The 13,642-nt window shown below is 66.1% G+C and carries 11 protein-coding genes; 4 read left to right on the top strand and 7 right to left on the bottom strand.

The window, feature by feature from the left end; all coding sequences use genetic code 11:
• Window positions 1-62: 62 nt before the first annotated feature.
• The 4 genes from KT882_RS13785 to KT882_RS30655 all read right to left on the bottom strand — a co-directional run bounded on the left by KT882_RS13785 (window position 63) and on the right by KT882_RS30655 (window position 4,302).
• Window positions 63-587: a sugar O-acetyltransferase gene (locus KT882_RS13785; protein ID WP_187358759.1), complete on the bottom strand. Its 525-nt coding sequence runs from the start codon at window positions 585-587 to the stop codon at window positions 63-65.
• A gap of 8 nt (window positions 588-595) precedes the next feature.
• Window positions 596-2,257: a SulP family inorganic anion transporter gene (locus tag KT882_RS13780; protein WP_161073574.1), complete on the bottom strand. Its 1,662-nt coding sequence runs from the start codon at window positions 2,255-2,257 to the stop codon at window positions 596-598.
• Window positions 2,258-2,567: 310 nt separating this feature from the next.
• Window positions 2,568-3,647, bottom strand: a complete 1,080-nt coding sequence (locus KT882_RS13775) for a S41 family peptidase (RefSeq protein WP_228896218.1) — start codon at window positions 3,645-3,647, stop codon at window positions 2,568-2,570.
• A gap of 82 nt (window positions 3,648-3,729) precedes the next feature.
• On the bottom strand, window positions 3,730-4,302 hold the full coding sequence (locus tag KT882_RS30655; protein WP_267478649.1) for a TetR/AcrR family transcriptional regulator: 573 nt from the start codon (window positions 4,300-4,302) through the stop codon (window positions 3,730-3,732).
• A 93-nt stretch (window positions 4,303-4,395) separates the two neighbouring features.
• Between KT882_RS30655 and KT882_RS13760 the strand changes: the two genes are divergently transcribed.
• A complete protein-coding gene (locus KT882_RS13760) occupies window positions 4,396-5,529 on the top strand; it encodes a thiolase family protein (RefSeq protein ID WP_161073571.1) in 1,134 nt (377 codons plus the stop codon).
• A gap of 238 nt (window positions 5,530-5,767) precedes the next feature.
• Here KT882_RS13760 and KT882_RS13755 read toward each other — a convergent pair whose 3' ends face one another.
• Window positions 5,768-7,252 carry a GGDEF domain-containing protein gene (locus KT882_RS13755; protein WP_161073570.1) on the bottom strand — a complete coding sequence of 495 codons (1,485 nt, stop codon included), beginning with the start codon at window positions 7,250-7,252 and terminating at the stop codon, window positions 5,768-5,770.
• A 164-nt stretch (window positions 7,253-7,416) separates the two neighbouring features.
• Between KT882_RS13755 and KT882_RS13750 the strand changes: the two genes are divergently transcribed.
• Both KT882_RS13750 and ku read left to right on the top strand, forming a co-directional pair.
• Complete coding sequence (locus tag KT882_RS13750; protein WP_161073569.1) at window positions 7,417-8,403, top strand: SDR family oxidoreductase; 987 nt, start codon at window positions 7,417-7,419, stop codon at window positions 8,401-8,403.
• A 12-nt stretch (window positions 8,404-8,415) separates the two neighbouring features.
• Entirely contained in the window at window positions 8,416-9,384 is a 969-nt protein-coding gene (gene ku, locus KT882_RS13745) for a non-homologous end joining protein Ku (RefSeq protein WP_161073568.1), read from the top strand.
• Between the two features lie 21 nt (window positions 9,385-9,405).
• Here ku and ligD read toward each other — a convergent pair whose 3' ends face one another.
• Window positions 9,406-12,000, bottom strand: a complete 2,595-nt coding sequence (ligD, locus tag KT882_RS13740) for a DNA ligase D (protein WP_228896217.1) — start codon at window positions 11,998-12,000, stop codon at window positions 9,406-9,408.
• 56 nt (window positions 12,001-12,056) lie between these two features.
• Window positions 12,057-12,689 carry a polyphenol oxidase family protein gene (locus KT882_RS13735; RefSeq protein WP_161073566.1) on the bottom strand — a complete coding sequence of 211 codons (633 nt, stop codon included), beginning with the start codon at window positions 12,687-12,689 and terminating at the stop codon, window positions 12,057-12,059.
• Between the two features lie 271 nt (window positions 12,690-12,960).
• Between KT882_RS13735 and KT882_RS13730 the strand changes: the two genes are divergently transcribed.
• Window positions 12,961-13,641: a substrate-binding periplasmic protein gene (locus tag KT882_RS13730; RefSeq protein WP_228896216.1), complete on the top strand. Its 681-nt coding sequence runs from the start codon at window positions 12,961-12,963 to the stop codon at window positions 13,639-13,641.
• Window position 13,642 lies beyond the last annotated feature (1 nt).

Genomic DNA, 13,642 nt, shown 5'->3' with positions numbered 1-13,642 from the left:
ATAATAACGATTCTCATTTAACATTGAAAGACAATTGTTTTTACCGAAGCGATAGATTTTACCTAAGGGATGGCGCGCACCACCCGGCAAGGGTTGCCCACCGCCAGGCTGTTGGCCGGGATGGACTTGGCCACCACGCTGCCGGCGCCTATGGTGCAGTTGTCGCCTATGGTCACGCCGTGCAGGATGGTGACGTTGGCGCCTATCCACACATGGTTGCCTATGGTGATGGGCAGCGCCTCGAACACGCCGGCCGCGCGCGCCACCGGGTCCACCGGATGGCTGGCGGCCGAAATCACGGTATTCGGGCCGATCAGCACGTGGTTGCCCAGCGTGACCGGCGCGCAGTCCAGTATCACCAGGTTGTGGTTGGCGAAGCAGTGATCGCCCACGGTAATGTTGTAGCCGTAGTCGCAGAAAAACGGCGCCTCGAAGTGGGCGTTGTTCGGCTTGCGCAGCAGCTGCTCGAGGATTTCGGCGCGCCTGGCGACGTCGTCCTCGCGGTTGAAGGCGGCGCACAGCAGCTTGGCTGCGCGGCGCTCGACGCTGCCGGGCGAATCGCCCGGACGGTAGACCTGATCCTGCATACCGGCTCCTAAATGTATTCCGCCACGCCGCCCTCGCGGCATTCCTGCAAGGCGTTGCAGGCCATGGCCGTGCTCAGGAAGATGGGACCGCTCAGCTGCGCCGGCAGGTCGCTCTCGCGCAAACGGTCCATCACCGGCCCCTTCACCTCGGCCAGGTGCATGCACACGCCGCGCCGGCGCATGCTGGCGTTCCATTCCGACAGCGCAAACAGCGCCGTGGTGTCGATCGAACTGACGGCGGTCATCACCAGCACCACGTGGCGCGCGGACGGATGGGTGCGCAGCTCCTCCTCGATACGCTCACTCACCGCCTCCACGTTGCCGAAGAACAGGTTGGCGTCGATGCGCAGCACCAGGATGTCCGACTGGGTCTGGGCGGCGTAACGCTCGATATTGCGGAAGTGCTCGCTGCCCGCGATGCGGCCCAGCACGGCGATATGGGGCCGGCTGGCGCGCCAGATCAGCGTGCCCATCGACAATAATACGCCGATCACCACGCCCGCCTCCACGCCCAGCGCCAGCACGCCGGCGGCGGTGACCGCCCAGGCGGCGGCGTCGCCCCTGTCATAGCGCCAGGCCATGCGCAGCGTATCGAACTCCAGCATGCCCAGCACGGCCACGATAATAGTCGCCGCCAGCGTGGGCAGCGGCAGCAGCGCCAGCCAGCCGGTGGGTGCCACCAGCGCCGCCGCCAGCAGCACAGCGGTGATCACGCTGGCCAGCGGCGTGTTGGCGCCGGCCGAGAAATTCACCGCCGAGCGCGAAATGCTGCCCGTGACCGGGAAGCCGCCGGACACCATGCTGGCCACATTGGCCGCGCCCAGGCCGAACAGCTCCTGGTTGCTCACCAGCTTTTCGTTGCGCTTGAGCGCCAGGGTCTGGGCGGCGGACATGCTCATCAGGAACACGATAAAACCGATCAGCAGGCCCGGCTGCAAGAGCGCGCGCCAGTGGCTGCTGGAAGTGGCCAGGTTCAGCTCCGGCAGGCCGGAAGGCACGGCGCCGGTGGCGTGGATGCCCAGCGCCTGCAAACCCAGCAGCGGCATGGCGGCGGTGGCGGCCAGCACCACCAGCATGGGCGCCAGGCGTCCGCCCAGGTCCGCGTGCGCGGCGGACAGGCCGCAGCGCTGCAGCAGGCGCGCCAGATAGCGTTTGCCCAGCAAAAGCAGTAGCAAGGACACGCCGCCCAGCACGGCGCTGGGCGTGTGGAATTGCGGGAAGGAAGCGCCCAGCAGGGGCTTGAGCTGGCCGCCGGCAATGACGATGGCCGAGCCGACGGTGAAGCCGCTCATCACGGGGCGCGAGAAGAAATTGGCCAGAAAGCCCATGCGCAGCGCGCCGCACACCAGCAGCACCACGCCCGCCACCAGCGCCAGCTGCGCGGCCAGCACCCCGTACAGCGCCGAGCCGGCCGGCGCCAGCGGCGCGATCACCGCCGCCGTCATCAGCGACACGATGGCCATGGGGCCGACGGACTGGGTCATGCTGCTGCCAAAGAGAGCGTAGGCCAGGGGAGGCAAAATGCTGGCGTATATCCCCGCCACCGGCGGCAAGCCGGCAACCAGCGCGTACGCCATGCCCTGCGGGATCATCATCATCGCCACCACGATACCGGCGCTCATGTCGCCCGGCAGCATGGCACGCCGGTATTGCCTCAACCAATGCAGCATGCTCTAACCCGTCCTCCCCTGGAAATAAGCGAAGCCTACCATACGGGCAACGCATATGGATATAAGGAAAACAGATATAGAAGCCGCTTGATCCTTATCGGCGAGCTATCTCGTCACAAAGGCAGATTTGGGAAAAGCGCTGCATGGCATGACATGGCGCATTATCGGCGCGATCGCACTGCTGACGGGCGCAGTCTGGTTTGCCTCCCGCTACAATCCGCCATACGGCCCGCCTGCGGCAGTTTCGGCTACAGCGGCAGCAGCACCTGCGCAGGCGCCACCGCGTCGACTGCCCTGACGGCCACAGTGCTTATCGGGCAAGCGCCATCCCGGCCGTTTCCATAGCCATGCGCCGCGCTATTTCCATGGCGTCCTTGCGGATCGCTTCGACGTCGGGCTTGACGCCGCTGCTTTGCCAGTTTCCGCCCGTGGTGGCGTTGACGGCGCGCGCGACGGGAACCCAGGCCTGGAAGTGCTCGGACAGGGGGAAACGGTCCGACAGGTGAGCGCTGCCCCTGGTCGCCCGGCCTATCACGGTCGCCCTCCCCATTTTTTGCATGGAATAAGCGAAGGACTCCGCCGCGCCGTGCGTGTTGGGCGAGGTCAGGATATAGACCGGCCGCTTTGCGCCGTAGCGCGGCCCCAGCGGCTCGGCATCGGTCCAGTTCTGCACGGTGAGGTCCTGCTTGCGGTAATAGATGTCGTCCAGATGCACGCGCTGGTCGAAAAAGTAGGTGGCGAAAGTGTTCACCGCTTCGGGCCAGCCGCCGGCGTTTTGCCGCAGGTCGATGATGACGGCCCGCGTATCCTTGAGCTTGTCCATCGCTTCGGCGTACTTGCCGCGCGCATTGTAAAAATGGTCGAATTTGTGGATCTGCAGGAAGCCCACGTTGCCGTCCAGGACTTTCACATTCCAGACCCCGCCGCTGTCCCAGGAGCGGCGCACGCGCGTGATCCAGCTCTGCGGCCAGGCCTCCAGCGGCTCCACGTCGCGCACCGTGCCGGGCGGCGTTTCGCCCAGGACAGGCAGCGCCAGATATTCCAGCAGCAAGGCATTATCGTCGGCGGCGACTTGCATGTCTTCGCTGATGCTGCGCGCCAGCTCGTGGCCGCTTTCGGCGGCGTCATACTCACCTGCCGCATTCCGGCGGTGCACATCCGCCTCGATCCGTGGCGTCCGCTCCGGGAACACATAATTGTCTCGCACCGCGGACAAGGTGCGGCCGACCACGCCGCTCCGCTCCGCGGGCGGCAAAGACTCGGCCATTTTCTCGCCATCGCGAACTGCGCCCAGCACCACGGGAAACACCACCAGCCCGTGAAAGGCCAGGACGCCCATGAATAAGGTGCTGCGGATGCTACGGTTGATCAGACTGTTCAAGAGTTGCATGCGGCCTCCGGGTTTATTAAATAACAATATACCCGTTTTTCTTGCTCCGCAGCCATCCCGCCGCAAAGCACCCGCACTGCCTCTAGCGGCCCTGCTCCAGCTCCGCCAGCACCGCCGCCAGCACTTCCTCAGACTGCGCCGGGTCCGCCATCACGCGCGACAGCACCAAGCCGCCCACCATGCTGGCGTAATCGGCGATGGCGCGCTGGCGTTGGGCGGCGGCGTCCGCGCCCGGCTCCAGCTCGGCCAGCAGCTTGAGCTGCGCCTGCACGCCGGCCGCCATGGCCTGCCGCACTTCCGGACCGGAACGCGCCGCATCGGTGCCCAGGGTGCTGACGGCGCAGCCCCGGCCCGGGCAATCGCGGTGCGCCACCGACAGATAGGACTCGGCGATGGCCGCCACCGGCCGCGCCGGCGCGCCATCGGCCAGCTTGCGCCACTTCATCAGCGACTTCTCCAGCGCCTTGGCGGTGGCTTCCGCCAGCAGCACCTCCTTGGAAGCGAAGTGGCCGTAAAAGCCGCCGTGCGTCAAGCCCGCGCCCTTCATCAAATCGGCCACGCCGATGCCGTCAAAACCCTTCTCGCGGAACAGCCTGGCCGCCGTCTCCACAATCCGCTCGCGGTTCAACGCCGCCTGCTCCCTGCTCGCCTTCATGATGCCCTCCCCGTCGCCAAGTTCTGCTTGACATTATACATTACGGCCGTAATATATGAATCATTGATGATGATCGTAATTTAAGGAGCCACTATGAAAGCCGTGATCAGCGCCTACGCGCGCTCCCCCTTCCATTTCGCCCGCAAAGGCAAGCTGGCCGAAACCCGTCCCGACGACCTCGCCGCCCAGGTGGTGCAAGGCCTGATGCAGCGCACCGGCCTCGACCCGGCGCTGCTGGACGACGTGATCCTGGGCTGCGCCTATCCGGAATCGTCACAGGGCAACAACCTGGCGCGCGTGGTGTCGCTGCTGGCCGGCTTCCCGTTCGAAGTGCCGGGGATGACGGTGAACCGCTTCTGCGGCTCGTCCATGTCCGCCATCCACATTGCCGCCGCGCAGATAGAGGCCGGGCTGGGCGAGGCCTACCTGTGCGTGGGCGTGGAATCGATGACGATGGTGCCGCAGGGCGGCTTCAACTTCTCGCCCAATCCGCAGCTATACGAGCACAGCGACACCTACATCAGCATGGGCGACACCGCCGAAAACGTCGCCAGCCGCTATGAGGTGGCGCGCGGCGACCAGGAGCGGATGGCCTTTGAATCGCACCGGAAAGCGGCCACGGCGCGCGAGTCCGGCCTGCTGGCGGACGAGATTGTGCCGGTGCGCACGGCCGCAGGCGAGCTGGTGAGCGAAGACGGCTGCATCCGTCCCGGCACCTCGCTGGAAGCGCTGGCCGGCCTGAAGCCGGTGTTCCGCGACGACGGCGTGGTGACGGCGGGCACGTCCTCGCCGCTGACCGACGGCGCCTCGGCGGTGCTGGTGACGAGCGAAGCGTTCGCGCGCAAGCACGGCCTGAAGCCAAGCGCGCGCATTATCGGCATGGCGTCGACGGGCGTGGACCCGGCGGTGATGGGCATCGGGCCGGTGCCGGCCACGCGCAAGGCGCTGGCGCAGGCCGGCATCACGGCGGCGCAGCTGGACGTGGCGGAAATCAACGAAGCGTTCGCCTCCCAGGCGCTGGCCAGCGTGCGCGAGCTGGGCATCGATCCGGCGATCGTCAACATCGACGGCGGCGGCATGGCCATCGGCCACCCGCTGGGCGCCACCGGCGCGCGCATCACCGGCAAAGCCGCCGCGCTGCTGGCGCGCCAGCAAGGCCGCTACGCGCTGGCCACCCAGTGCGTCGGCGGCGGCCAAGGCGTCGCCACCATCCTCGAAGCACTCTAAGCCAAGCAACCTCAGCCGCATTTCCCCCATTTCGGGGTCAGACCCCGGACGCGGGAAATGCGGCTCAGGCTGCTTGTAGGAATACAGGAATCCAGATGGGATGGGATGGCAGATCCCGTAGGACTCCAGCGACAATTGGCCAGCTGCCGCCCAATAAGGCAAGCGAGCTGAGCCGCATCCTGTGCCATCCGGGGTCTGACCCCGAATTGGGGGAAATGCGGCTGAGGCTGGCCAGGGATCAGGAGGCCATGGCGAGTTCGACACAGTTGCGGCCGGCGCGCTTGGCGCGGTGCAGGGCGGCGTCCAGGCGCTCCAGCAGGGTGCTGGCGCCCTCTTCCGGGCCGGCTTGCGCCACGCCCAGGCTGATCGTCACCATTTCGCAGCCCGGCAGCTCGGTGGTGGCGATGGTCTCGCGCAGCTTTTCGGCCAGCTTCAGCGCGTCGATCGCGGCCGTGTGCGTGGCGATGATCAGGAATTCCTCGCCCCGCATCCGCACCAGCTGGTCCGACGTGCGCAACCGGCTCAGCACCGTCTGCGCCACCGTGCGCAAGGCCTGGTCGCCACAGGGGTAGCCGTAGATGTCGTTCACCGAACGGAAGTTGTCGATGTCGAACGCGATCACGCCCAGCGGCATGCCGTAGCGCCGCGCGCGCCGGATTTCGTTGTCCAGCTCGGCCTCGCCGTGGCGCCGGTTCACCGCACCCGTCAGCGCATCCACCGTCGTGATCTGCGTCAGCTTGCCAGCCAGCGCGTCGTTCTGGTGCTTGAGCTCGCTCATCGCGAGCCCGAAACTGATGAACTGCGCCAGGCTGCCCAGGCCGGAAAACTGCTCGCGCGAAAACGCAATGTGGCGGTCGAACATCAGGCTGACGGCGCCCTGCACCGGCCCGCCCGCCTCGCTGCGCAGCGGCAGCGCCAGCACCATGCGCACGCCCTTGTCGTGCAGCTGCATGGCCAGCTCGGGGTCGCCCGCTTTTTCCGGCGCGTCCAGCAGCACCATGTCGCCGCTGCCCACCGCCATCAGCGGCGGGAAGGTGTCCGACAGCGGCGACTGCAGCAGCCGCTCGCTGCGCTGCAGCAGCCGCGCCATGTCCAGATGGTTGCGCGCCTCCTGCGCCGCCAGCACCAGGTTGCCGCGCTCCTGCATGTGGAACAGCGCCGCGTGCCGCACGCCGGGGAAGCTGCACAGCGCGGTGCAGATGCGCGCGGCCATTGTGCCCAGCTCGTCCATGCCGGTCAGCGCGCGCTGTACGCCGCGCTGGATGGCCAGCAGGTCGCGCAGCTCTTTCTCCTTGTCCAGCAGCGCCTGCTGTTGCGCGGCGGCCGCGTCCAGCGGCGCCGTTAGCGCCTGGCTCACCGACTGCTGCAGGTCTTCGCTCAACAGCGGACTGATGCGGTAAGTCAGCGGTCCGGCCGCCATCAGTTCGGGCAGCCAGGCGGTGTTTCCGTAGGGACATAAAACCAGCACCGGTGCACCCTGCCGGGCACGCACCAGCGCGCTGGCGGCGGACAGGTCGCCGCTGTCGTCGAAGCCGTCCAGGTCGAGTACCAGCAGGTCCACCGGCTGGCGCGCCAGCATGGCGGTGGCGCCATCGAAGGTTTCCGTCAGCAGCAAACGGTTGAACAGCTCGCCGCAACTGGCTTGGAACTCGCCGCGCCGCTCGCCTGCCAGGTTGAGAAAGAGCCCCACGCGCCGGGCATGGCTGTCGATTTCTGCGGTCATGAGATATCCCCAAAGCATTCTTATAAGTATGGCCTCTACAGTTTGCCATAAAGTTCATAGTTAGCAACGTATGTGGGTTAAAAAACCAGATTTATGTGTGAAACCGCACGGTTGTCCACGCCATCCTTCCCAATACTGGCAGCTTGCAGACGAAGGAGAGCACCATGGCACAATCGGAAAACAAGGCGCCGCAGTCCGCCGCCAGCATGCAACGTGCTGTGCAGCAAGAGCAGGACCAGCGCGACCAGTCCCGGGGCCAGCAGAAGGCCAGCCGGGATGCCGTGCAGACCGGCCACCACGACCAGCCCAGCCCGCCCCTACCCAGGCAGCACCTGCAAAAGCCCGGCAGCGAAGCGGACATGGAGCTGCGGCCGCGCTTCCTGGCGCCGGACTATCGCGGCAGCGGCAAGCTGGCCGGCATGGCCGCCATCATCACCGGCGGCGATTCGGGCATAGGCCGTTCGGTGGCGGTGCTGTACGCGCGCGAGGGGGCGGACGTGGCCATCATCTACCTGGACGAACACGGGGACGCGGCCGAAACCAAGCGCTTCGTGGAGGCCGAGGGCCAGAGCTGCCTGCTGCTGCCCGGCGACGTGAGCGACCCGGCCTTCTGCCGCCGCGCCGTGGATGAGGTGCTGGCGGAGTTCGGCCATATCGACATCCTGGTCAACAACGCGGCCTTCCAGGCGCATGCCGGCTCGCTGGCCGAGCTGTCCGAGGAGCGCTTCGACCTCACCATGCGCACCAACGTATATGGTTACTTCCACATGGCCAAGGCGGTGGAACCGCACCTGCAGCGCGGCGCGTCCATTATCAACACCGGCTCGGTGACGGGGCTGCAAGGCTCGGCGCACCTGCTGGACTATTCCACCACCAAGGGCGCCATCCACGCCTTCACCATGTCGCTGGCGTCCAACCTGCTGGACAAGGGCATACGCGTGAACGCGGTGGCGCCCGGCCCGGTCTGGACGCCGCTCAATCCGGCCGACCAGCCGCCGGACAAGATCGCGCAGTTCGGCGCCTCCACCGACATGAAACGCCCGGCGCAGCCGGAAGAGCTGGCGCCGTCCTATGTGTTCCTGGCGGCGCCCTGCTGTTCCAGCTATATCACGGGCATCGTGCTGCCGGTGACCGGCAGCGTAGGCAACTAGGAGGACGGTCCCATGGCACGCGCATTGTGGAAAGGCGCCATCAGCTTCGGGCTGGTGCACATTCCGGTCGAGATGCACACGGCGGTGCAGTCGCATGACCTGGACCTGACCATGCTGGACCGGCGCGACTTCTCGCCCATCGGCTTCAAGCGCTACAACAAGAACACCGGCAAGGAAGTCGTGTGGGACAACATCGTCAAGGGCTACGAGTACAAGCAGGACGAGTACGTGGTGCTGTCCGACGAGGATCTGCGCCAGGCCAACGTGGCGGCCACGCAGACCATCGACATCCTGGCCTTCGTGGACGCCGCCGACGTGCCGCTGACCTACTTCGAAACGCCCTACTACCTGGCGCCGGGACGCGGCGGCGGCAAGGTCTACGCGCTGCTGCGCGAGACCTTGCGCAAGGCCGGCCGCATCGCCATCGCCACGGTGGTGATACGCGTGCGCCAGCACCTGTGCGCGCTGGTGTGCGTGGACGACGGCATCGTGCTCAACACCTTGCGCTTCGCCGAAGAGATCCGCAGCACCGAAGAGCTGAAGCTGCCGCCGAAAACGCTCAAGTCGGCCGGCATCACCGACAAGGAGCTGCAGATGGCCCTGTCGCTGGTGGAGGGCATGACGGAGGAATGGAATCCCGAGCAGTACCACGATACGTACAAGAACGACGTGCTGGCACTGGTCGAGAAGAAAGTGAAGGCGAAGCAAACCAAGTCGATCACCGTTGCCGCGCCGGAGAAGGAAAAGCCCGCCAGCAGCAACGTGGTGGACCTGGTGGCGCTGCTCAAGCAGAGCCTGGGCGGCAAGGAGAAGGCGCCGAAAGCCGATGCGCCGGCGCGGGCTGCGGCCAAACCCGCCGCCAAGCCTGCGGCGAAGGCCGCAGCCAGGACGGCAGCGAAGACCGCTGCGAAACCTGCGGCCAAGAAGGCGGCCAAGCCCCGCTCCACGGCGGCGTCCACGCGCGTGCGCCGCGCAGCCTGACCTCGGCGCCCCGCCCTGCCGCTAGTCTTCCGGCTTGAATCCCAACTGCTTCATCGCTGCAGTGATGCTCTTCGCGCTGGAGGCGTAGTCGTCCCACGGCGCGTTGCCCTCGTCCAGCCGCTGGTGCACGGTGGCCACCGTCCAGTGGTCGCCGCCTTTCAGCTTGGGCAGCTCGTCCCAGCGGACGGGCACCGAAATGCCCAGTCCCGGCCGCGTGCGCGCCGACCATGCGCACACCGTGGTGGCACCACGGCCATTGCGCAGGTAGTCGATATAGATCTTGCCCACCCGGTTTTTCGGCCCGCTCTTGAACGAGAACCGGTCCGGCAGCGCGCCCGCCACATGCTCGACGATGGCTTGCGAGAACGCCTTCACCGTGTCCCAGCCATACGCGGGCTTGATCGGCACCACCACGTGCAGGCCCTTGCCGCCGCTGGTCTTAAGAAAAGCGGGAAGTCCCAATTCGGCGAGGAAGGCATGCACCAGTTCCGCCGCCTCCTGGATTGCGGGCCATTCCACGCCTTTGCCGGGGTCCAGGTCGAAGATCATGCGGTTCGGCTTTTCGTAGCTGCGCGCGACGGCGTTCTGGGTGTGGATTTCAACCACGTTCCACTGCGCGGCCGACAGCAGGCCCTCCACACTGCCAACTGCCAGCATGGGCGGATGGTCCGGGTCCAGCGCCTGGTCCAGATGCTTCAGGCCCGGCATTTTGGCCACGTCGGCGTGCTTCTGGAAGAACAGCTCTCCGCCCACGCCCGCAGGAGCCCGCACCAGCGATACTGGCCGCTCCTTCAGATGTTCCATCATCAGCTCGCCCACCAGCGCGTAGTAGCGCACAAGCGCAATCTTGGTCGTGCCGCTTTCCGCATCGATCACACGGTCCGGATTCGTGACTTTCAACGTGTCCGGCAGCGTGCCGTGCAGCGCCGGCGTGGCGGCATCGGCCTCTCTGGGCTTCGCGCTGGCTTTTGCGCTGGCGCCGACGCGGTTCCGGGCCGTCTTCCGCGCGGGCTTCCCAGGCTCCGCATGTGCCAGATCTTCAAGGTGCGCCGGCTGCTCGCGCATGATCATGCGGGGCAGCTTGTCCTTGCGCAGCCCCTGGAACACGGCGTGCCGCACCGAGCCGCTGCGCGTCCATTCGCCGAAGCTGACCTCCGCCACCAGCGTCGGCTTGACCCAGTGCGCTTTTTTGGCAATGGCGCGCGTGGACGCAAACGGGTTTTCGTCGACCGCCAGCTTCTCCAGGCTGGCCCTCAGCGCGGCCAGGCTGGCTTGATTGAAGCCGCTGCCCACATTGCCCGCGTAGTGCAGCTTGCCGTCCTTGCCGTGCGTACCGAGCAGCAGCGAACCGATGCCGGTGCGCGAGCCCTGCGGGTCGGTATAGCCGCCGATGACGAACTCCTGCCGCTGGCCGCATTTGAGCTTGATCCAGTCGCCCGAACGGCGGGAGGTATAGGCCGAGTCGCGCCGTTTCCCGATAATGCCTTCCAGGCCCATTTTGCAGGCGGCGGCCACCATTTCCTCCGGCAGCGCGTCGATCTGCGCGCTCAGGCGCACCGTATCCGTACCGTGTTTTGTCATGACGGCGGACAGCAGCGCGCGCCGCTGCTCCAGCGGCACGCTGCGCAAGTCATGGCCGTCCAGGTAGGGAGCGTCGAAAACGAAATAAACAATATCTTCGGTTTTTTCGTTGTCGAAGGATTGCTGCAGAAGGCCGAAATCCGGCCTCCCTGTCTCGTCATGCACGACAATTTCGCCGTCATACCAGCCGGAGGGCAGCTTCATTTTCAGCAGTGCGGCTTGCAGGGGCTTGAGCTTGTGGGTCCAGTCGTTGCCGTTGCGGGTGAACAGCTGCACGTCCTTGCCGTCCACCCGCGCCAGGATGCGGTAGCCGTCGAACTTGATCTCGAACAGCCAGTCCTGCGGGCTGGAGGGCGGCTTGTCCACCAGCGTGGCCAGTTCGGGAGACAGCGTGGCGGGCAGCTCGCGGGCCGGCGCGGCTTCGGCAGCATCCGCCGCCTTGGCGGCCGGCTTGGCGCTGGCTGAGCGCTGGCTCGCAGCCTTGGGCATGCCGAGCTTTTTCACGCTGTCCGGCATCTCGTCCACCACGCTGAATTCGGCGGCGGGCCGCGCGTACTCGTCTTTCTCCTTGATGAGCAGCCAGGCCTCCTGCTTCTCGCCCCGCCCCTTCATCCGCACCAGCGCCCAGCGCCCGTGCATCTTGTGGCCGCGCAGTTCGAACTTCAGGCTGCCCGCCTTGTAGCCCTTGTGCGGATCCACCAGCGGATGCCAGGTTCCCTTGTCCCAGATAATGACCTTGCCCGCCCCATACTGCTTCTCCGGTATGGTGCCCTCGAAGCTGTTGTAGGAAATGGGATGATCCTCCACATGCACGGCCATGCGCTTGTCGTGCGTGTCGTAGCTGGGACCTTTCGGCACGGCCCAGCTCTTCATGGCGCCGTCCAGCTCCAGGCGGAAGTCGTAATGCAGCCGCGAGGCCCAGTGCTTCTGGATGACGAACGACAGGTTCTCGCCGCCCTCCTCGCCTCCCTCGGCAGGTTCGGGCGTCACGTCGAAGTTGCGCTTGGCCTTGTAGGTTTTGAGTGAGTCGCTCATGGCGCCAACTTTACACCCGCCGGCCACGCGCCACGGTTAAGCAGCTAACAAAGTTCTCAGCTACGGATCAGCAAACCCGCATGCTGCTGCGAATTGCGGTCGCCGCGCCGGTAGCTGCGGAAAGCCAGTTCACCGTCCGCGCGGCGCGCGCAGCAGGTGCAGCCGCCCACATGCTCAAACGCGCCCATTCCGGCGCGTTCCAGCTCGTATTGCGCCACCGCGCGCAGATCCAGATGGCGGTGCGTGGGCACCACCGTGGCGGCTGGCAGTCCGGCATAGTGGCGCGTAAAGTCCTGCGCCAGCTCCTCGCTCACCTCGTAGCACGGCGCGCAAATGGTCGGACCGATGGCGGCCACCCACTCGGACGGCCGTTCGCCGCGTTCGCGCATCTCCTGCCAGAACTGGCCGATAATGCCGGCATACAGGCCGCGCCAGCCCGCGTGCAGCGCAGCGGCCATGCCGCCGTCGCGCCGCGCCATCAGCAGCGGCACGCAGTCGGCAGTGATCACGCTGACGGGTATGCCTGCGGCAGAGGTGTAAAAAGCGTCGGCCTCGCCGGCCGCCTGCTGCGGCCCGGTGATGCGCACCGACCGCGTGCCATGCACCTGGCGCTTGTCCGGCCGCAGTTCCCACGCGGCCTGCAGCACTTCCGGCACCAGGCCCGCCGCCGTGCCAAACCCATGTTCCACTCCTGGCACAGACGCCAGCAACGCACTCGTAATCAAAACCGCCCCATCGTTATCCACGCCAAAGCAGCATCATAGTCGAACCGCCGCAGCCAGTCAGCAACGTGCCGGTTGCAGGTTGATTCATACCGAAAATCAGCTTATAGTCGGGAATCGCATTCAATCGAGGGCCGCCATGAAACTGCCGCATCAGCTGCGAATGCTATCGCTTCTGTTGCCACTTCTATTGCCGCTTTCCGCAGGCGCTGCGCAGCCGCAGGTCCTTACCTTTGTCATGCAGCCCTTCCCTCCGCTGACCACCAACGGCACCAACAAGCCGGACGGTTTTTTCCCCGAAGTTCTGCAGGCCGTTTGCGCTTCCATCAAGGTCGAGTGCAAAGCCGAGGTCTATCCCTGGCGCCGCGCCTTTGCCATGATGAGCGGCGGCACGGCGGACGGCATGCTGATGCTGCTGAAAACACCGGAGCGCACGGTGGCCTTTAATATGGGGCCGCCGGTCCTGCAGTCGGCCTATGTGCTGTACACCACGCCGGGCACCACCGTGCGCTACACCAGTCCCGCCGACCTGGCGGGCTACACGGTGGCCGGCTACGGCCCTTCCGGCACGTCCGTCACCGCCGAGGAGCTGGGCCGGCTGGCGCCCAACAGCCGGGTGGAGATCGAAGTGGACAACCAGACCGCGCTGCGCAAGCTGCGCCAGGGACGCTACGGCAGCAAGGCGGTGGTGGTCATCAACAAGGAGCTGGGGCGGTTTTTGCTGAAGCAGGATGGCGACGCGGGCCTGCGCCAGATCGGAGAAGTGAAGAAGACCGAGTACTACATCGGCCTGTCGCGCACACGCATGCCACCGGAACTGGCGGAGCGCTTCAACCAGGCACTGAGCCAGTTGCTGCGCGACGGCACCATCAGCGCCATCGCGCAGAAATTCGACGTGAAGGCGGCGCCGCCACAGTAAT

This window comes from Pseudoduganella aquatica (genome assembly GCF_020865585.1).
GTDB lineage: Bacteria > Pseudomonadota > Gammaproteobacteria > Burkholderiales > Burkholderiaceae_D > Rugamonas > Rugamonas aquatica_A.
The sequence above is the reverse complement of the archived record's forward strand: the minus strand, read 5'-3'. Positions and strand labels throughout refer to the sequence as shown.